A 20,533-nucleotide genomic window follows, 5' to 3' on the forward strand; every position below is an offset into this window, starting at 1 on the left:
CTTGAGATCGGGCGGTCCCGGCCCGCGTGCGGGCCGAGACAGGTCAGGCCTTGATGAAGGCCAGGAGATCGGGATTGATCACATCGGCGTTCGTGGACAGCATTCCGTGCGGGTAGCCCGGATAGACCTTCAGCGTGCCGTTCTGCAGCAGCTTGACCGACAGCAGCGCCGCATTGGCGATCGGAACGATCTGGTCGTCATCGCCGTGCATCACCAGTGTCGGCACCGAGATTGCCTTCAGATCTGCGGTCTGGTCGGTCTCGGAGAAGGCCTTGATGCCGTCGTAATGCGCCTTCGCGCTGCCGGTCATGCCCTGACGCCACCAGTTCTGGATGACTCCGGGCGAAACCGTGGCGCCCTCGCGGTTGAAGCCGTAGAACGGCCCCGCCGCCACGTCGAGGAACATCTGCGCGCGGTTGTCCGCGACGCCCTTGCGGAAGCCATCGAAGACCTCGATCGGAAGGCCGCCCGGATAGGCGGCGGTCGCCAGCATGATCGGGGGCACCGCGCTGACCAGAACGGCCTTGGCCACCCGGCCCGCAGGTTCGCCATGGCGGGCGACATAGCGCGCCACCTCGCCGCCACCGGTGGAATGGCCGATGTGGACGGCGTTCTTCAGGTCGAGATGTTCCACCACGGCAAAGGCGTCGGCGGCATAGTGATCCATGTCGTGCCCGTCGCTGACCTGCGCCGAACGGCCATGGCCGCGCCGGTCATGCGCCACAACGCGGAACCCGTTGGCGAGGAAGAACAGCATCTGCGTGTCCCAGTCGTCGCTCGACAGCGGCCAGCCGTGGTGGAACATGATCGGCTGGGCGTCCTTCGGACCCCAGTCCTTGTAGAAGATTTCGACACCGTCGTTGGTCGTGACGTAACCCATGGTCTGTCGTCCTTCGATGAGGGGGGATGTGGTAGCGCCTGCCAGATGCGGCCAGGCGCCGAGGGTGGCCAGCATCGCCACACCCGTCGTGAAGACGTCGCGGCGCGTCGGCAGGAGAACTGGGCCGTCCGGGAGGGGATCGCTGGACATGACGCTGCTCCGCTCAATGGCCTTCCGAGGCGCCGAACATCGACTTGGCATAGATGATGCCCAGCCCGTAGCCGCCGCTATGTACCTTGGCGATCCCGGTCGTCAGATCGTAGGTTTCCGCGCGCGCCCAGTCGCGTTGCAGTTCCAGCAGGTATTGCAGCGAGGTCATCGGCGCGGCGCCGGCCTGCACCATCCGGTCCATCGCGCGGTCGTGCGCCTCGGTCGAGACATCGCCGCAGGCATCGGCGATGACGCAGACCTCGAAACCCTCTTCGATGGCCGACAGCGCCGGGCCGACGATGCAGACGCCGGTCCACAGGCCCGCGAGAACGATCCGGCTCTTGCCGTGGCGGTTCACCGCGTCGATGACCTGGGCGTCTTCCCAGGAGTTCATCGAGGTGCGGTCGAGCATCGCCTGACCCGGGAAGGGTGCCGTCACTTCGGAAAACATCGGGCCCGAGAACGAACGCTCCGCCACGGTGGTGAGGATGGTCGGCACGCCGAACCCTGCCGCCGCCTCGGCCACCAGCCCCGCGTTGTTGCGCAGCGACACGGCGTCGATCGACTGGGTGGCGAAGGCCATCTGCGACTGGAAGTCGATCATGATCAGAGTGTGGTTGGACGGTGAGAGCAGCTTCTTGCCCGGGGTGGGGGTGGCCGTGATCATCTGGTGTCCTTTCGCCATGCGGTGTCAGCCGCCCCAGGGGGCGGTCGGACCATCGATCTCTCGGAGCGCTGGGGGCCGGACGGTTGCGCCAGCCTGTCCTCCATGCCGAGACGATACCGACCAGCGGCGGCCGCCGGCAATTATGCGCCATGGTAGGCAGACTATACCTCGGCATAGTCGGCGGAGACTTTGGATGGGGGCGGCTAGTCCGACAAGCCGTGCCGCTGGATGCTGTCCGCGATGCGCACGAGATCGGCCAGGGTCCGCGCGCCAAGCTTCTGCATGATCTGCGCCCGGTGGACCTTGACGGTGACCTCGCTCAGCGACAGGTGGTTTGCGACCTGCTTGTTCATCAGGCCCGACGCGACCAGCAGCATGACCTGCCGTTCCCGCGGACTGAGCGCCGCGTGGCGGGTGCGGATATCTGAGAGGCTCGCGGCCTCGTCGCGCCGCTGCCGGGCGCGTTCGATCCCGTCGCACACGGCATCGAGCAGATCCTGGTCGCGAAACGGCTTCATCAGGAATTCGATCGCCCCCGCCTTCATCGCCGCGACCGACATCGGCACATCGCCGTGCCCGGTGATGAAGATGATCGGAAGATCCGAGCCTATGCGCACCAGTTCGCGCTGAAATTCCAGCCCGCTCTGACCCTGAAGCCGCACATCGAGGATCAGACAGGCCGGAGCGTCATCGTGCGGGCGCTGCTGGAAAGCCGACGGCGAGGCGAAGGTGCGGGTGTCGTAACCGACAGAGGCCAGGAGGCTGTGGAGCGACGCGCGCATTCCGGGGTCGTCGTCGACGACATAGACGACGGCATCATCGATCATCGACGGTGGCCTCCTGTGGCGGTCTGTCGGGGGCAAGCGGCAGGGAAAACTGGAAGACCGCGCCTCTGGGCCTGTTGGGGGTGAACCAGATCTTGCCGCCATGCGCCTCGATCACCGTCCGACAGAACATCAACCCCATGCCCATGCCATTGGGCTTGGTCGAAACGAAGGGCTGGAAGATGCGCTGTCCGATCTCGACGGGCACGCCCGGACCGTCGTCGATGATGCTCGTCTCGACTTCGTGCCGGTCCGGGCAGCAGATGCGGATCGTGACCCGCCGCGTTTGCGCCTGACCCGGCTGCGGCCCGTCGATCGCGTTCTCGATCAGGTTCAGACACACCTGCAGCAGTTGGACGGGGTTGCAGGTCACGAACGTGCCATGCGGCGGGTAGTCCCGGATGATCACCACCGAAGGGCTGGCGCGCTCTGCCTGAAGGCGGGCAACCGCCTCGTCCAGCACGCCTTGCAGATCGACCGGGCTGCGCTCCTGCATGCCGGTCGCGAACATTTCCCGGATGCCCGCGATCACCTTGCTGGCGCGGTGGCCGTCCTCGACGATCCGGATGAACGCGGCATTGGCTTGCCGGATGTCGGGCGTGCCGTGGGCCAGCCAGCGCAAACCGGCGTCCGCGTTGGTCACCATGCTGGCGAGCGGCTGGTTCACCTCATGAGCGATGGTGGCCGAAAGCGCCTCCATCGCGGTCAGGCGGTTGCGCTTCGCGCTGAGTTCGGCCGCGACCGAGCCGGCCAGACGCACGTAGTTTCCCGCGGTCTCCGTCAGCAGGACGATCAGGATGATCGCCCCCGCGGCCAACCCGAAGACCCGGCCCGACCACCAGCCGACGCTCAGCCGGACACCGTTGGCCATGTAGGACAACAGCACGATTTCGAAGAGCAACGAGAAGATGCCGACAGCAATCCAGATGTCCAGGCTGCCGCTGCGACGTCGAAGCAGCGCGAGGATGGCCATCACATAGAGCGCGATCGCGATAGGGGGGACATAATTCCAAGCCGGCGCCGCGCGACGGGTGTCGGTCATCAGTTGGGGCAGGGCTTCAGCCTGCCCGAAGGCGATCCACAGGCTGACGGCGACGCATGCCGCTGTCGCGCCCAAACCCCACAGCATCCAGCGGCCGGGCGTATGCAGCTTGACGTCCATGCGGCACAGCGCAAACCCCAAAGCCGCCGCGGCAAAGCCGATCCTGCGGATCGCCGCAATCCAGGCGGTGGCCTGCAGGCTGGTGCTCACCTGCAGATCGCCGAAGATCCCCGGGAAGGACAGAACCCAAGCCGGAACAAGCAGCCCGGAAAACAGGTAGCCAAGGCTCAGCAGGAGCAGCGCGACCGACCGCTGCACACGGAACGTCGCAAGCAGCAAGGCTCCCGTCGTGATCTCGATCACGCAGACCGCCGCGGCATAGGCGGGCAGGAAGCTCTCCGTACCCGTCGTCGACTGCCGCGCATGGGGTGCTATGGCTGCCAGCGCAATGATCAGCAGGACGACAACCAGGAAGATCGCCTTGAGCTGCCGTCTTCCCGGAAGTGAATTGATGGCCAGATCGGGAACGTCAGGCTGGGTCACGGCAATGGATCCATTACCTTTCGATGGCTGGCTGCATGTCGGTCGACCCTGAGAACTGCTGTCCGTGGAGGTGCTGGACATCCACCTTGTATCGCGGAAGGAGATCGGAAGAAACGAGCAACGGAACTCCGCCTTGGGCGCGCGACGCGTCAGGACGCGTTGAGCGCGGGCCAGTCAGATCCCCGGCGAGCGCGGCTGGCGCGCCGCCCGCTCCTTGACGTTCAATCACATAACGCGAAATCTTCCTTGGGCCGGAGCGTCGCCGGTGCTGCTCCGGTTGCGATGTAGACCGCCTGCTCGGCAATGCTGGTGGCATGATCGCCGATCCGCTCGAGGTTCTTGGTGATGAATTGCAGATGGACGAGCACAGTGACGTTGGCGGGATCTTCCATCATGTAGGTCAGGAATTCGCGGAACAGCGCGTTGCACATGTGATCCACCTCGGAGTCGCGGTGCCAGACGTCCAGGGCAAGCTGGACATCGTGGCGCGCGTAGGCATCCAGCGCATCTGCCAACCGCTGGTCCACACAGCGGGCTATCCGCTGGATCGAGGCGGCGGAATCGTCCACCGAAGCCATTCGAGACAGGAGCGTGGATCTCCTGCCCGTGTTCTTCGCGAGGTCGCCGATGCGTTCCAGCGCGGAGGCAATCTTGATGACCGCAAGAATGCTGCGGAGATCACCGGCTGTAGGGATGCGCAGGGCGATGAGCCTGGCGCAGGCCTCGTCAACCTCTGCCTCGAGGGCGTCGATCATGGCGTCGCGGCGCAGGAGAGTGTCCGCAAGCCGGTCGTCGCGGGAGCCGAGCGCCTGTGCTGCGTCGCCGACTCTGGCCCGGACCATTGCGCCCATCTTCAGCACGGTCTGCTTGATCGCCGCAAGGTCCCGGTCAAAGGCAGTCATGATGTGGGGTTCGTGGTTCATGCGATGCATCCTCGTCCATCACCACCGGGTGCCGGCCCTGCTTTCGAGGACCCGTCGGATGAAGCATACCACGCCTTGAGGATCGGCCCTACCATCTGTTGGTCGAGCCATCGCATCGCGCGGCTACGTCATTCGGTTCCGGAGCGGGCGGGACGGGGGGCCGAACCGCAAACTTGCGCGGCCAGACCCCCCGCAGGTCAGTACTTCGGCGGAACGTACAACTCCGGCGGCAGGACGGCGCGTTCGTAGTCGGGGTTGAAGACGCGGTCCGGCAGGGTGACTTCTTCATGCGGAACGGGCTCGTAGGGGATCAGCGACAGCAGATGGTCGATGCAGTTCAGCCGCGCCCGCTTCTTGTCGTTGCCCTCGACGATGTACCACGGCGCCTCGGGGATGTTGGTGCGGGCCATCATCTCCTCCTTCGCCTTGGTGTACTGCTCCCAGCGCACGCGGGATTGCAGGTCCATCGGGCTGAGCTTCCACTGTTTCATCGGGTCATGGATCCGCATGAGGAAGCGCATCTGCTGTTCCTCGTCGGTGATCGAGAACCAGTATTTCACCACCATGATGCCGGAGCGGACCAGCATCCGCTCGAATTCGGGGACGTCGTGGAAAAATTCCTCGACCTGATCCTCGTCGGCAAAGCCCATTACCCGCTCGACCCCGGCGCGGTTGTACCAGGAGCGGTCGAACAGCACGATCTCGCCGCCAGCCGGCAGATGCGGGACGTAGCGCTGGAAATACCACTGGGTCTTCTCGCGGTCGGACGGCGCGGGCAGGGCGACCACACGCACGACGCGCGGGTTGAGCCTCTGGCTGATCCGCTTGATCACGCCGCCCTTGCCCGCCGAGTCGCGCCCTTCGAACAGCACGACCACCTTCTTGCGGTGATAGGACACCCAGTCCTGCAGTTTGATCAGCTCGGATTGCAGCCGGATCAGGCTGTCGAAATAGACGCGGCGGTCGATCGTGTCGGGATGCCGGGCGCGGTAGATGCGGGCGATCTCGCGCGACAGCGCGGCATCCTCGAGCTCGAGTTCATAATCCTCGTCGATCATGTCGGCGAGTTCGGCTTCCAGCCAATCGGACGGTCCGGAATTCTGCATGCGCGGCTCCTCTTTGCTCTCCGTCAACCACAGGTTTGTCACTGGCGCGTGACGGTCACCTGCATTTCCACGGCTCGCCGGAGCCCGCGCAGCACCGTCCTTCGATAGGCGGTGCTGCCACTATGGGCCATCCCGTCTACAATCGCAGGCGCCGAACGGCGGAACATCGGTTGCCCTGCAGGGGTTCGGCAGCATCAGCAGCGAGAAGCCCACCCGGCCTCGGCACTTCAGTCGCAAGAGAGGATCATGAAGAAGACTCCCAAGACTTCGGCGCGGCTCCGGCCCGGACAGGCAAGCGAGCTCGCCTTTGATCACGTCATGCTCAAGCATTGCGCCAAGCTTCGCAAGCAGCTTGTCCGCTATCAGGAGACCAACTCGGAAGACGCGGTCCACAAGTCCCGGGTGGCACTGCGGCGGCTGACCACGTCTCTGGACGCCTTCCGCGCGCTGCTGAGGAAGTCGCAGTTCAGGGCTTGGCGGTCCGAGGCGAAGGCCCTGTTCCGCGCTCTGGGAGAGGTGAGGGACGCGGACGTGTATCTGGCTGCCTTGCCGGACGAGGAACGCAGCAAGAAGCTCATCACCCGGACGGCTTGGCTCCGCGAGAAAACCTGGCAGCATCTGAGGCGGAAGGACGCCGCGGGCTTTGCATCGAGACTGGAACAGGCCGTTCGCGACAAGGCGATGTTGCGCAGGAGCCGCGACGGCATGCTGCTCCGCGGGCGCGCGATCGAGATGCTGGCCGGGGAGGCGATGGATGGGATCTGGGCGGATCTCAACGGTCACGGAACCGACCTCGCGGCGATGTCGGCGAAGGAACGGCACCAGTTCCGGAAGGACATGAAGACGTTTCGCTATCTGACCGATGATCTTGCGCCTCTTTGGCCCAAGGAGGGCAGGGAGGAGGCAGAGGATCGTATCCGGGCCTTGCAGGAAGACCTTGGAACTTTGAACGACATGGCCAATGCCGCCAGTCTGGGGCGGCCGCTCACCGGGGGTGAGAAGGAGGATACCATCCTCGCCCGGGCAAGCAGCGTCTGGAGCGAGGTGTCGGGCCTGCGCCCTTGGTGGCGGCAGGACAGCCTCCCTGCCGCTCCCGACAATGAGGATGCCGACACGGAGTGAGGGCCGAGCAGCCGCAGGCTGCCCGAGGCGTCACGCGGGAACAGGCCATGCGAGGGGTCATCAGCCGCCTGCCGGTCCGCATCAGGACGAGAGGGGACGCGGGCGCTGCCGCCCGCGCCGGGGGCTCACTTGGCCGACAGGAGTTCCGGCACGCTCAGGAGAATGAACTCGTTCTGCGCGGCGGCGTCGAGATCGCGCCCCGAGGAGTAGGGCAGGTTGTTGTCGTTCGCGACAAGGATATGCGTCTCGTCCACCTTCATCACATCCTCGATGGTGAAGAAGGGGAAGGTCATCTTCCCGGCCAGATCGCGGCTGGCAGTGGTCGCAAGGCGGTTCAAGCCTTCGGGGTCCTGGATGTCCATCAGGTCGATATGCCCGATGCGGCGCACGAAGCCGTCCGCGTCGCGTGTCGCGGTGTCGATCAGCACCACGCGCTTCAGCATCGCCGGCTCCGGGAAGCAGTCCGGTGCAGGCTCCCCGGCGCATTTCAGGCTGGGATCGCCCTCGCCATTGTCGCGCTCGATGACCAGCGCCCGGGTCTCGTCGATGAAGTTGAAGTCGCCGATCGCCGTCGCCCCCTCGGCCAAAGCGAACTTGAAGCTGTCGCCGGTCCAGTCCTCCTTCGCCGGGTCGAAGGCCAGCACGGTCAGGAACTTGCCCTCAGGCTCGCCATCCGCGCCCATGAGCGGCTTCTCCAGCATGGCCCAGAGCAGATCGGTGCCCGGCTGGAGCGCCATGCCCTCGAAGCCACCGGAGCGGGCAACGGTGTAGTCGGTGCCTGCAACTGCCGGGATCTTCAGCGCGGCATTGTCGGGCGAGCGCAGCTCCGCGCCGTCGCGCCGGGTGGCGTAGACGCCGGTCACGCGACCGTCGAGCGTGGCGCGGATTAGCCAGGGCCCGAACTCCTCGCCGATCCACAAGGCGTCACCCACGAGCTGAATGCTTTCCGGATCGAAATCGGCGCCGGTCAGATAGCGGCTGTCGGTGCCCTCATAGGCGATGCGGAACGGCACTTTTCGGTCGGGGTCATGCAGGAAGACGGTCTCGTGCAGTTCGACGGTGCCCGCATCGAAATCCGGCGTCAGGCGGTGGAAGAACAGCAGCGCATCCGGGCTGTTGGCCTTGGTGCCGAAACCGTTGTCGGTCAGCGCATAGATCGAGCCATCCTCGGCCTGCTGCATGGCAAAGCCGGAGAACCCCTGCAGCGGCTGGCCGAGGAAGGGCAGGCTGATGCCGGTCTCGCGCTTGCCATGCGAGGCGCCGGTATCGCCCATCACGGTCATCGGCCGGTCGTTGCGCGCCATGCCGGTGAACTTGCCGCTGGTCCAGGCATCCCGCGGCGCATCGGCCGGCGGGGCGACGAGGGTCAGCGCGGGGAGGACCGCGTGACCGGCGAGCCGCGCCGGGAGCTGCTCTTCAGCCTGAACCGCACCGGCCAGCGGCAGCAGGAGGAGAGTGGAGAGAAGAAGACGATCACGCATGCGTTGACTCCATTCGCAAGACACACCGGATCTGTCGGGTCCTCCGGCGACGGTGCAGTGACGGCAGGCACAATTTTCAACGACAGTCAGTTGCTGGACGGAGGAGCGGGAGGCTCTCTGCGATTCAGATATCGATCTCGACCCACAGCGCTGCGTGATCTGACGCGGCCTGTTCCGGGCGGGTGAGCTCCGGGTAGACCTCCCACTTCCTCGGCCGCACGCCGGGCCAGACTCCACGCCGGAAGATGCCGCACGCAGTCACCTTCTCCAGCAGCATCGGTGACAGCAGCAGGTAGTCGATCTTGTTCGCGGCCGTCGAGGCGCCATAGGTGCCGGGAAAGCCGCCGTCGTCGAAGGCCGGATGCCGCTGGGCATCGACGAGATCGGTGGCCTTCAGGAGGGGTGCCAAGGGAGCGCTGTCCGGCGTGTCATTCAGGTCGCCGATCACCGCGACGTGGGTTTCGCATTCGCCGGTCAGGCGGGCGTAGATTTCGGCCACGCGCGTCGCCTGCAGCTTGCGGCGGGCGTCCGACGCTGCCTTGCCGCCGAAGCCCTTGCTCTTGAAATGGTTGACCAGCACGATGATCCGGCCACCCGAGGGCGTGGTCACCTCGAACTCCGGGCAGTCCCGCGAGAAGATTGGCTGGCCATTCTCTGCCAGATCGTCGACGTGACTTCGAAGCCTGCCGATGGGAAACCCGTCGCGGCACATCAGGCCGACGTCGATGCCCCGCTCGTCGTTGCCGTCGATCACCATCACATGCCGGAACGGGACCGCGCCGACGGCCGGCAGGATCTCGCGGCTGAAGGCGTGGAGCACCGGCCGGCTTTCGGCCTCGACCACGCCCAGCACGTCCGCATCGAGGTCGCGCATGACCTGGGCCGTGTTGCGCATGGCCTGTTCGTTGATCGGCTCGTCGCGCAGTTCCAGCGAGCCGACCCAGTCGATGCGGCCACTCGCCACGATCTCGATCCCGCCCTCCCGCGGGCGGCGCAGGAGACCCCTACGGTTGCGCCTGAGGAGAACGAAGGGCCCGGTGTCGGATTTCTCGAGCCCGAGGTCCATCATCAGGCGCGCCATCTCTTTCCGTTCCGCCTCGGTGTAGCTCACCTGTCCCAGCAAAGCGCTCAGCCGGGCGAACTGATCCAGGATCGTCCGGCCCTCGTCCCAGGTTGCAAGGTTCATCGCCTTGGCGCGGTCGAACAGGTTCTCGACGTTGAAGACTGCCAGTTTCAAGGGGTGCCTCCTTGTGCGTGAGTTGCCGTGGCTTGGGCCTACCCGCTTGGAGCAGGGGACTTCGCGGCCCGAGCCACGCAAACTTAGACCGGTGTCTCCGAAGCCGGCAGAAGGCTACGCCCAGCGGCCGGTCATGGCGGCGACCTGTTCATCGCGTCTTGGTGGACCCTACAGGACGTTCACACAAACACCATGTCATCGACGCTCAGCAAGACGAGCTGGCCGCCCTCGACGAGGTCGTCGTCGGTGATCCGGCTGTCGGGGTTGACGTCGGCCTGATCGACGATCCCATGAGCCTGAACCGTCACCAGGAACAGCTCTCCACCTGCTTCGCCGAACAGGGAGGAGACGTCGAGGATGCCCGAGGATTCCCAGTCGCCCACCTCCCCGGCGCCGGTATCGACAGCCAGCGTCGGGTCGGAGAGCGATCCGTCCAGTACCGCGGAACGGTCGATGTTCGCGATCCGCACGATCTCGCCGGTTTCCGGGTCCACCATGACGATGCCGGCCTCGTTCGGATTCACCGCGGTGGGACCGAACAGGAACTCGTCACCCGAGGCGGTGTCGGTTTCGGCCTTGTCTTCCTGCACATAGATCAGACCGTCATCCGCCCAGTCGAGATTGTCGGGCGAGCGCAGGGCGCGGTCGGGATCGCCGTCGCCATCGTAGAGGATGGCCAGCCCCGCTGCCTTCGGCTGGCCGTTCTTGAAGTCGATCTCCATGGTGTAGAGCGTGCCGAAGGTATCCACGCCATTGCCGGTAGCGGGATCGATGTCGTAGGTGTCGACGCCGGTCGAGGCGAGGACGAACTCGGCGCCGTTCTTCGGATTGGTCGCAACGTCCTCGGGCCGCGAGAAGCCGAAGGCACCGAGGGCAGCAGCCTGCAGCCAGAGGTTTCCTTGCGTCGGATAGCCGTATTCGTCGAATCCTGTCGTGCCATCCTCGGAGGCAAGATCGGGCCGCGGGGTGTTGTCGATCGCGAGCCACCGACCGTTTGCCGACCGGCCGCTTCCGTTGAACTCGGCCGGGCTGTCGATCGGGTCGCCCGTCAGGTCCACGTCCAGCCGGTCGGCGATGAATTCGACGACGCTTTCCTCATCGGCGCTCTGCTCCAGAAGCCGGTCAAGGAGCTTGAGACGGGCCTCCTCAATCCAGCGCAACCCGCCTGCGGCAAGCGCGTTATCTATATGGGCGTCGACCCGGTCTGCCTTTGCCTCGAGGCTGAGCTCCGCCGGTTCCGCCACCCAGACATAGAGCTTTCCATCCGTCAGACCGTTGCGCGCAAGGAAGTCCCCCGAGCCCTTGTCCTTTTCCCCGACATAGAGCAGCAGCGGGGCCGCCTCGTCCGTGCCATCGCCGTCGAAGTCGAAGGGCGCGCTGTCGTCGGCGAGGATGAAGGCGACGTGCTTGCGGTCGCCCGTGTCGATCTGGGTCACGTTTTCCCAGCTGCCCCGACCCAAGGCCGGAACCTGATACATGGTGCCGGTTTTCACATCCAGCGCCCATTCCGCGCCCCCGACCGAGTTGAAGCCGGTCCCGTCCTCTTCACCGGCGAAGTAGATGGTGTCGGTCAATCCGCGACCCTTGCCGAACTGTTCGGCCTCGACAAGAACGGAGGAGCAGAAGCGCGAGAAGCCCTGCCACTGGGTGGCGGTCTCCGGGCCGCCGAAGGCGGGAGCATAGGCGATGGGCAGGAACGTGTTGTCCGTGGCGACATCGCCGTTGGCGTCGACGATCTTGTTGTAGGCCAGTCCGCCGTCGATGATCTCGCGGGTGGCGATGTCAAAGTCGAAGTAGGAGACCCGTGCGCCGCGAAGTTCGAAGCTGCCGCCTGCGCCATCCGAGACTTCATACGCGCTGCCGGCAGATTGCTGCAACTCGTGGTTCGCAAAGACGCGGACGGCATCGGACTGTCCGTCCCCATCGAGATCCACCCGCATCGCGCCCAGACCGTCCAGGACACCGACGGGCGTGTAGGTCTCCGCCGAGGTCGGATTGTAGGTGCCGGTCGTGCCATCTATCGTCTCGCCGATCGTCAACGCCACGTCGACGCCATAACCCTCTTCCGGCGCGATCATCGCGGCCGTTGGGGCCTCCTCCAGCGGCTGCGCGTTGACGACGAACTGGCTGACGATCATCAGTTTGTCGGCGACTGCACCGGCCGTGTCGGCGCTGTAGCCGGGGATGCCGTAGGTGGTCACGGTCAGCGCCTGCGTCGCGGCGTCGATATCGAATTGGGTCCAGCCATAGGTGTGGGCCGACACCCAGCCCCCCTGCAGCAGCGTGGCGTCGATCCTGCCCTCTGCCTGCGCCAGGTTCTCGTCAAGCCCGAGCCGGTCGAGGCCCAGCGGATCGATCGCCAGCGTATTGAAGGCATTGCGGATGAAGTCATCCTTGTCGTCGAGCAGCCCGTCGCCGTCGGGCGCGATCGGCAGCGCGTTGTAGAGGGCCTCCGCCTCGGGCGAGAGCAGGGGCGTGCCCGAGATGGTCTCGATGACGGAGGGACCGAAGGGCGGGTCGAAGGCGACCGAGCCGGTGGTGATCTCGAAGGCCGAAGTCGCGATCTGCGGGCCAAGCGGACTTTCGGCATAGGTGAGGTTGTTGACGAAGGTCGCGTGGATGTCGGCGGCGACGAAGACCACGTTGTCGATGTCGTTGTCCTCGATGAATTTCAGCAGCTCGGTCCGCTCGGCCTTGTAGCCTTCCCAGCTGTCGGCGCTGTTCAGCCCCAGATCCTGGATCGGTTCGGGCGCGTAGACGAACTTCCATGTGGTGCCGCCTGCCTCGGCAGCCAGGAGATCGGCTTTCAGGCGCGCGAGCTGGTCCGCGCCCAGAAGCGTTCGGTCGGCAGCGAAACTCTCGGTCTGGAAGCGGACCACGTCGGCAGTGTTCGTGGGATCGGGCACGCCGGCGATCTGCTGGTCGCGGAAGCTGCGCTGGTCGAGGATCATGACGGCCGCGTCCTGACCGAAGCGCTGCGAGCGGTAAAGGTCGCGCTCCCCGGCAGTGACGGCATCGCCGGTGTCGCCGTTGAAACGGTCCTCGACGGGATGGTATTCTTGGAAGGCCTGCAGGCCCTCCTCATAGGCTTCGGTGTCGTTGACCAGCCCTTCGGTTTCGCCCAGCCGGGGGTCGTCCGCCGCCAGGCCACCGCCAGCAAAGTCGTTGGCCACCTCGTGATCGTCGATGGTCACGAGAAGTGGCGTCGATGCCTTCAGGTCCCCGAAGAAGTTCTCGCCGGAGCGGGTGCCGTAGACTTCCTGATACTTCGTGCGGAAGCCGTCGAGGTCCATCGTTGCCGGCAGGGCAGGGGAGTCGTAGTCGGCGTAGATCGTGTCGCCGCCGAGGATCATGAAGTCGAGAGCCGCATCATCGGCATTGGCAATGGCCGGATAGGGGGCCAGATCGCCGCGCCAGTCGCCGGTGACCCCGAAGGTCACACCGTGGTAGCCCTCGTCATGGGCTGTGCTGAAGACCCCGCCCTTGACGGCACCTGCCGCGTCCTCGACCTCGTAGACATAGTCCGTGCCGGGATCGAGACCCTCGAAGCTGACCTTCACCGGCACGTCGGTATCGGTCACCGCGGCGGTTTGCGAGCCGACCCTTGTCAGCAGGTCGCCGTCCTTCCGGTAGACCGTGAAGGTGACGTCACCCAGGGCGAGCGAGCGCGTCCAGAGCACGATGCTGTCCTCGCTCACATCACCGGAGGCGACGCCGTTCGGGAGCGTCTGCGGGGTCAGGTCGCGCGGATCGAAATCGGGGTTCGCCGCCTGGCCGAACAGCGCCAGCACCTGGCCGAGATCGGTGAACTTGAAGTTGGTGTTCCAGTTCTGGACCTCGCCATCCTCGCGGTCGGGAAAGACCACCTGGTATTCGTTCGAGCCGTCCTGCGTCACGAACAGGCCATTCTCGAATCCGGGGAGCGCGCCGGAGTAGATATCCGCGCCGTCGGATTCCTCGACACCGTCGATGCCGCCCGCCGCCCGGACCGCGAAGGAGCCGAGATAGCCGTGATCCGCCCGGTCGTAGACCCGGAAGGTCGAGTCGCCCTGGCTGGAGACGACGATCAGGCCCGCCCCGTCATCCCCGTAGTGGATGCTGACCCCCTCAATATCGTGTTCGAAATCGTCGATCGGGGCGAGCAGGGTGAAATCGTCGGAGCCATCCGGGTCGGCTTCGAAGCTCAGAAGACCAAGGGCGTTCTCGACCGCGACATAGCCGATGCCGGTTTCGCGGTCGATGGTGATGCCTTCGGCCTGAAAATCACCGGCGTCCCCACTGCCGATGGGCAGCTCGAGCATCCGGACGGTCTCATAGCTGACCTTGTTGCCGTGGGCGATCAGCTGGAGCTGAGCAATCCTGTTGCCGTCGGCCTGCGTGACGAAGACATAGTGCCTGCCATCCACCGGCGAGGTATAGGCCGCAAGCCCGTAGGCCGTCGCCTCGCCGTCGTCCACGCCGAAGATCGAGCCGGGGATCTTGCGCGAGGTGATATCGTCGAGCGTGCCGTCCGCCTTGATGCGAAAGATGGCCAGGGTGTCATTGGCGCGGTCCGAGGCGATGGCGATATCGGGGAGTTTCCTGCCATCGCGGACGTCGTAGAGGACATCGACATTGTTGTAGCGGATGCCCTCGGCCTCGATCCGTTGCAGCTCGTTGCCGGCAAGGTCGAAGACGCGCAGGCCGCCGGTCTTCATCGCCGTGATGACGGTGCTGTCGCCCGCGTCCTTCGGATTCAGCCAGATCGCCGGGTCATCGGAATCGCCGCCTTCGGTAGTGTCCGACGGACCGTCGTAACGCGCTTCGTCCGGCGTCTCGAGCGCCGGTGCGATGGTCGGCACCTCACCGAGGTCGAGCCCCAGCGCGATGACCTGGTTTGCCTGCGGACCGAAGCCCGAAAAGTTGTCGTCCGACACGATGATGAGCGATTGTCGTCCGTCGGCCAAGACCGGGCCCAGTGTCATGCCTTCGATGTTGTCGAGCACGATGCCGTAGTCCGAAAGATCCGCCAGCAGCGTCTTCTTCACCGGCGCGTCGACATTGATCTCGAGCGCACCGTCATCGAGGCCGATGGGGATCGAATCTTCGCCGATGACGTTGGTCGCACCGCGCGTGTCGACGAGATAGAGCTTGCCGGTGTAGCCCCGACCCTCCGCGCCGGTCGAGAACGACCGTTCCAGCGCCAGCAGCGTGCCCTGATCGTCGAGCGCCAGCAGTTCGACCAAGCCACTGTCGGCGAAGGCATCGGCAGGGTCGGGTGTCGCGGCGATGGCATCGACCTCGTAGACATATTCCGCGACAGCCAGTCCGGTCGCGAGATCGTAGCGGATGATCCGCGCCGCTGAACCCGTCGCGAGGGTGGCCGGGCTGCCGTCCTGCACGAGGGCGCTTTCGGTGGCGGTCCACAGGGTCGTCTGGTCCGGCGAGATGGTGAGGCTTTCAAAGCCCAGATTGCTGCGCACGCCCTGGCTTCCGCTGGCATTGGGCAGGAACTTCGTGTCGACAGGCAGCGTGCCGTCGATCAAGCCATCCTTGCCTGCCGTGTAGATTGCCGGGTTGCCGAACAGATCCCGTTCCGAGGAGATGTAGAGCCGGTCACCCAGGAGAGCGATGCCCTCGGGATCGGGCGCCAGCGCATCGAAGGTGGCACCTCCCGGCAGGGTGAGCGCGGTCACACCTTCCACCGCCACATCACCGTCGTCCAGCGTGCCATCGGAGAGATCCACCGCGATGTCGTAGAACCGTGGCGTCCCGTCCTCGCCCGCGCCGCGATCGTCCGAAATCGCCAGATAGCTGCGCGTGGTCGGGTCATAGGCGATCCCCGAAAGACCGCCGAGGGTCGTGCCATCGAACACGAAAAAGCTGGGGATCTCGACGGCGCCGAGGAATGCGACGTTCTCGACGGTCGTGCGGTCGTCATCGGTGATCCGCAGGTCCACCGAGACCAGCCGATGATCGGACGTGGGGAATTCGGCCAGCGGGTACGGCTCCTCTCCCGGCGGCTGCCAGAAGACGGAGCCGCCCTGGTAGGTCAGGCCCGCGACAGAGGGCAGCGCATAATCCGCGCGCAGGTTGCCGGGGGCCGCATCCGGGTTGCCCGCACCGGCAAAGCCGAAATCCGCCGTGTCGAAGGCGGGGTTGCCCGTCTGGCTGTCGTTGGCCCCCGCCTGTCCATCTGCCGCGGCAGGCCCGCCTTCGGAGCCAGGTGTGATGGAGGCATCGGTGCCCGAGCCGAGGATCAGCGGGTTGTCGAGAAGCTGGTTGATCGCGCCGTCGTAGCTGTCGCCGTCGAAGGGATCGGCGTTGTAGTCGCCGAGGATGACGAACCGCTCGCCGGCACCCAGCCCGCCGGAGGTGCCGGCATCGTCGTAGATGTAATCGGCCCCGTCGACATAGTCCGACCAGAACCGGATTTCGTCATGGTTGCGTTTGCCGTTGCGGTCCTCGACACTGTCGAAGGTCGGCGGCGTCGGGTGCGCTGCCAGCACATGGACCACCTCGCCACCGACGACAATCGGCACATCGACATGGTTTTTCGAGGACAGACGCAGGACCTCGATCTCCTCGGGGCTGTAGAAATCGGTCAGGGCGTCGGCCGTCGGATCCTCGGTCAGAAGGTTGCCGGGCATGTCCTTCCACAGGAACTGCTGGAAGGTGCGGACATTCTCGGTGTCGATCGGGTATTTGGAGTAGATGACAAACCCGTATTGCCCCGGAAACTGGCCGAACCCCTGGCTGTCGTCGGCATAGGCGGAAGACCCCAGGTCACCTTCGGTTGCGGTCACGCCGTCGTTGTTCAGGTCGAAGCCGCTGAGCTGCCCGGTGTTCGAGGAGGCGACATAGCTGTAGGGGTAGGTGATCGCGGGCTGGCCGTTCTGGCTGACGCCGAGATAATTCGCGGCAAACAGCCCGGCGGCCTCGCCGGCGGCGTCGAAGTCGAACTCGTTGACGAGGATCACATCCGCATCCGTCCGCTGGATGATCTCGGCGACAGACTGCGCCTGCGCATTCGCGCCGGTGCTCAGATCGGCTGCGAGTTGCCCCTCGGCCCCCCGGTTCAGAGATGCATTGAATGTTGCGATGCGAACATGCATTTCGAATCTCCCTGACTGACACATTTCCCTAATGCTCAGTCAGGTTGGCCGCACTTTTTGTGACCGCTTCGGGCCAATCCCCCCGAAAGCGGGGGATTGTTTCGTCATCCACGTTTGTGAGCGGATTTCCGCGCGGCCGCTTCCCGTCATCCGATCGCAGGTCGGTGCCGCGGCGGCCAACGCGGATCTGATCCTGCCGCACAAGGTCTTGACCAAACGGCCTTGCCGCGGACCTCTATCGAATATACAATGTATATACAATTATTGGTGGTATCATGAGCAAGCACAAGACCTCCGGAAAAGAACACAAGAAGGGCAGCCAACTCGTTCTGCGGGTGGACAAGGCCGAGCGCGACGCGTTCGTCACGCTCTGTGACAGGCTGGACACCAGCGCCGCCCGCGAGCTTCGCCGCTTCATGCGCGGGTTCGTCGCGGCACATTCCGCAGAGGAGACCGTGCCGCGTGACGCCAAGGACGTTGCCGAAGGCGAGGCGACGACGGCAGACGTTGTCGCAGAGCCGTCGGACGCCGTGGCGGAAGACCAGCGCTCGGGTGACGCGGAGCAACCCAAGAAGAGCAAGAAGCGTAGCCCGAAATAGGGAGTGCCTCGGACCCTTGACCGATACGCGGTGCGGCACCCCATCCGAACTGCGCTCGTGAAAGCGAGCGCAGGACCATGTGGCTGATCGCGATCCGTGGCAGTCTGGTTGCGGCTCAGGCTCGACCAAAGCGCCCCCATTCCCCTTGAAGACCCATATCGCCGTCTGACGACGGAGACAGCAACGCAAGCACGATCGAAAGAAGTCACTATGTCTCAACCGGTAATCGAGCGTTACCGCATGTCGGCCAAGGCTGTCGATGCCCTGGCCAAAGGCCCCATCGGCGAGCTGACGCCAGTGCTGACGCTGGACGAAGCCACCGCACCCTACACGCTCCTCGATACCTTCGATCAGTCGTTGCGGCTCTCCGGCCGGGTGCTCCTGGAGAGTGCGGGGTTGCTCGACCTTCTGCTGGCTGACGGTCGGGTCCTGTCGCAACCCGCGAGGCGCAAGGGGAATTTCATCCCCGATCTGCAGGAAGGGCCCGTCAAGACGGCGCTGTCCGACCTGTCGTCGCTGCGTAGCCTGCTGCCGATCGGATCGGGCACGTCGCGCCGCGGCGGTCTCGCGCTCTTGGATGAAGAGCAGAAGACCCACTGCCGCGCGTCGGTCCTGACGCTGACAGGGGCGGAGGGGAAGGGGACGGCCATTCTCACGCTGCACGGGCTGCGCGGCTTTGATGCGTCGCTCGCGGCGCTGCGCAAGCATATCGAGGCCTGTGGTGGGACCGCCCTCCATCAGGGGAGGGATCTTGCTGCGGTCGCTCCCGAACAGGATGCCTATGAGGCAAAACCCACCGTCGTCATCGCTTCGGACGACAGCGTGTTCGATGCCGCGACGGCGATCGTCTCGGCCTATATCCCGGTGGCGCGTGCCAATGAAGCTGGGATCATTGCCGATCACGATACGGAGTTCCTCCACGATTACCGGGTGGCCCTGCGCAAGATCCGGTCGGTGCTGAGCCTGTTCAAGGGCGTCTATGGCAGGCACCAGACCCCCGATCTTAAGGCCCGGTTTTCCGCCCTGATGGCTCCGACCGGACGCCTGCGCGATCTGGATGTCTATATGCTCCAGCGGCAGGATTTTTACGGCCACCTGCCCAAATCCCTGCACGGCGGGCTGGACAGGTTGTACGGGATGTTCGCCGAAGAGAGGGCACGCGAACTGGCTGCCCTGAAGCGGCATCTGAAAAGCAAGCGCTACAATGATGAAATCGCGGCGCTTGCCAGACTGTTTCACAAGCGGAAAAAGCTGCAATCAGGGCCATCGGCAGAGCTGGAAGCCTATCCCTATGCCAGCGACCTGATCTGGCGCCGCTACCGCAAGATCTGCAAGCTCGCAGGCGAGATGGGGCCCGAGACGGATGACGCCGAGGTGCATGCGCTTCGCATCCATTGCAAGAAACTGCGCTATCTGATGGAGCTCTTCCGTCCGCTCTATCCCAAGGCCGAGTTCAAGGCCTTGCTCGGACCGCTGAAACAGCTGCAAGACGTCCTTGGGCTTTTCAATGACTATGCGGTTCAGCAGGTCAGCCTTCAGGCGTTTCTTTCCGAAGGTCGCGATCGGGCCGATGATGTCACCGTCGAGATCGCCCAGAGCGTCGGCGCCTTGACGGCCGTGCTGCATCGGCAGCAGGCCCAAGAGCGCGCAAAACTGGCCGAGCGCTTCGCGCAGTTCAGAAGCCTGCCGACTCAGGCGGCCTTTCGAGACCTCTTTCACCAGCGGAAGGACAAGAAATGAAGGTCATAGCCTGTTATTCCAACAAGGGCGGTGTCGGAAAGACGGCAGCTTCGGTGAATCTGGCCTATGCTTTTGCCGCCGCCGGGACCCGCACGCTGTTGTGCGATCTGGACCCGCAGGGGGCGTCGGGCTTCTACTTCAGGGTGAAGCCGTCCGAGAAGCTGACCGAGGCAAGCTTCTTCGAGGATGTCTCGAAGTTCACCAAGGCCATCCGGGGCAGCGATTACGACAATCTGGATATCCTTCCGGCAAACATGAGTTTCCGGGATTTCGATATCTTCCTGTCGCATATGCGGGACACGAAGAGCCGCCTGAAGAAGGCCCTCAAGGCGGTCAAGAGCGACTACGAGGTGATCATTCTCGACTGCCCGCCCAACATCTCGGCCCTCTCCGAAAACATCTTCCGCGCCGCGGACGCCATTCTGGTGCCAGTCATCCCGACGACCTTGTCGGAAAGGACGTTCGAGCAGCTGATCGACTTCTTCAAGACCTACGACCTGCCGATCAGGAAGCTGCACGGGTTCTATTCGATGGTGCAAGGTGCAAAGAGCATGCACACCGACACGATGCGCGAGATGACAAGCAGCTATCCGAAACGCTTCATGACGGTCCATATACCGTTCGCGACGGATGTCGAACGCATGGGCATCCGCCGCGCGCCCGTCATCGCAAGCGTTCCGAAAGGCATGGTGAGCAAGCGCTATCAAGGACTGTTCGAGGAACTGGTTCAGCGGCTGGCCGACGACGGGTAATCCTCCTCGTAGTTAAGGGGATGTGAACATGGGATTTCTCAGCAAGATGCACCAAGAGAATTCGATGAAAGAGCCGTTTCACCGAAGCCCGGATCACGGGCATGCCGCGTCAGGCTAAGGCGGTTTGGCCGTGCCCGGGCGGTGCCCCGAGCACGACATCAGCAGCGCGACGTCCTACGTCTATGGACGTTTCTCCCCTTGCAAGGTTTTCGCCGCGATGCTGTGACACCCGCGTCGCTGTCAGTGAAAACTCGCCTGAAAGGACGTCGCGGTTGACGTTGCCCCCAACTTTTATCCAGCGTGAGCGAGACTCTGAGTTTGAGTTTTGCCCATTCGGGCGGTTTGGGCAACGGGGGCTGGCGCGGAGCTTTGC

General features: G+C 64.6%; 13 protein-coding genes. 4 read left to right on the forward strand and 9 right to left on the reverse strand.

Features of this window, described 5'->3' with window-relative positions; translation table 11 throughout:
- Positions 1-43: 43 nt before the first annotated feature.
- The 6 genes from AC3A5Z_RS19445 to ppk2 all read right to left on the reverse strand — a co-directional run bounded on the left by AC3A5Z_RS19445 (position 44) and on the right by ppk2 (position 6,135).
- Positions 44-1,030: an alpha/beta fold hydrolase gene (locus AC3A5Z_RS19445; protein WP_487520954.1), complete on the reverse strand. Its 987-nt coding sequence runs from the start codon at positions 1,028-1,030 to the stop codon at positions 44-46.
- Positions 1,031-1,043: 13 nt separating this feature from the next.
- A complete protein-coding gene (locus AC3A5Z_RS19450; RefSeq protein ID WP_487520955.1) occupies positions 1,044-1,697 on the reverse strand; it encodes a hydrolase in 654 nt (217 codons plus the stop codon).
- Positions 1,698-1,900: 203 nt separating this feature from the next.
- Positions 1,901-2,524, reverse strand: a complete 624-nt coding sequence (locus AC3A5Z_RS19455) for a response regulator transcription factor (RefSeq protein WP_487520956.1) — start codon at positions 2,522-2,524, stop codon at positions 1,901-1,903.
- Entirely contained in the window at positions 2,514-4,106 is a 1,593-nt protein-coding gene (locus tag AC3A5Z_RS19460; RefSeq protein WP_487520957.1) for an ATP-binding protein, read from the reverse strand. Before AC3A5Z_RS19460 ends, AC3A5Z_RS19455 begins: the two co-directional genes overlap by 11 nt.
- A gap of 221 nt (positions 4,107-4,327) precedes the next feature.
- Positions 4,328-5,029 (reverse strand): phosphate signaling complex protein PhoU, encoded by a 702-nt coding sequence (gene phoU / locus AC3A5Z_RS19465; protein ID WP_487520958.1) that lies wholly within the window; start codon positions 5,027-5,029, stop codon positions 4,328-4,330.
- A gap of 197 nt (positions 5,030-5,226) precedes the next feature.
- Entirely contained in the window at positions 5,227-6,135 is a 909-nt protein-coding gene (gene ppk2 / locus AC3A5Z_RS19470) for a polyphosphate kinase 2 (RefSeq protein WP_136790840.1), read from the reverse strand.
- A gap of 246 nt (positions 6,136-6,381) precedes the next feature.
- Here ppk2 and AC3A5Z_RS19475 point away from each other — a divergent pair, with 246 nt between their 5' ends.
- Positions 6,382-7,257: a CHAD domain-containing protein gene (locus tag AC3A5Z_RS19475; RefSeq protein WP_487520959.1), complete on the forward strand. Its 876-nt coding sequence runs from the start codon at positions 6,382-6,384 to the stop codon at positions 7,255-7,257.
- 125 nt (positions 7,258-7,382) lie between these two features.
- Here AC3A5Z_RS19475 and AC3A5Z_RS19480 read toward each other — a convergent pair whose 3' ends face one another.
- The 3 genes from AC3A5Z_RS19480 to AC3A5Z_RS19490 all read right to left on the reverse strand — a co-directional run bounded on the left by AC3A5Z_RS19480 (position 7,383) and on the right by AC3A5Z_RS19490 (position 17,069).
- Positions 7,383-8,738 carry an esterase-like activity of phytase family protein gene (locus AC3A5Z_RS19480; protein WP_487520960.1) on the reverse strand — a complete coding sequence of 452 codons (1,356 nt, stop codon included), beginning with the start codon at positions 8,736-8,738 and terminating at the stop codon, positions 7,383-7,385.
- 124 nt (positions 8,739-8,862) lie between these two features.
- Entirely contained in the window at positions 8,863-9,975 is a 1,113-nt protein-coding gene (locus tag AC3A5Z_RS19485; RefSeq protein WP_487520961.1) for an endonuclease/exonuclease/phosphatase family protein, read from the reverse strand.
- Positions 9,976-10,154: 179 nt separating this feature from the next.
- Entirely contained in the window at positions 10,155-17,069 is a 6,915-nt protein-coding gene (locus AC3A5Z_RS19490; RefSeq protein ID WP_487520962.1) for a phytase, read from the reverse strand.
- Between the two features lie 275 nt (positions 17,070-17,344).
- Between AC3A5Z_RS19490 and AC3A5Z_RS19495 the strand changes: the two genes are divergently transcribed.
- The 3 genes from AC3A5Z_RS19495 to AC3A5Z_RS19505 all read left to right on the forward strand — a co-directional run bounded on the left by AC3A5Z_RS19495 (position 17,345) and on the right by AC3A5Z_RS19505 (position 20,160).
- Positions 17,345-17,668 carry a hypothetical protein gene (locus AC3A5Z_RS19495; protein ID WP_487520963.1) on the forward strand — a complete coding sequence of 108 codons (324 nt, stop codon included), beginning with the start codon at positions 17,345-17,347 and terminating at the stop codon, positions 17,666-17,668.
- 210 nt (positions 17,669-17,878) lie between these two features.
- Positions 17,879-19,408 (forward strand): CHAD domain-containing protein, encoded by a 1,530-nt coding sequence (locus AC3A5Z_RS19500; RefSeq protein WP_487520964.1) that lies wholly within the window; start codon positions 17,879-17,881, stop codon positions 19,406-19,408.
- Positions 19,405-20,160, forward strand: a complete 756-nt coding sequence (locus AC3A5Z_RS19505; RefSeq protein WP_487520965.1) for a ParA family protein — start codon at positions 19,405-19,407, stop codon at positions 20,158-20,160. Before AC3A5Z_RS19500 ends, AC3A5Z_RS19505 begins: the two co-directional genes overlap by 4 nt.
- Positions 20,161-20,533 lie beyond the last annotated feature (373 nt).

The organism is Cereibacter sp. Soil_C_27 (genome assembly GCF_057657095.1).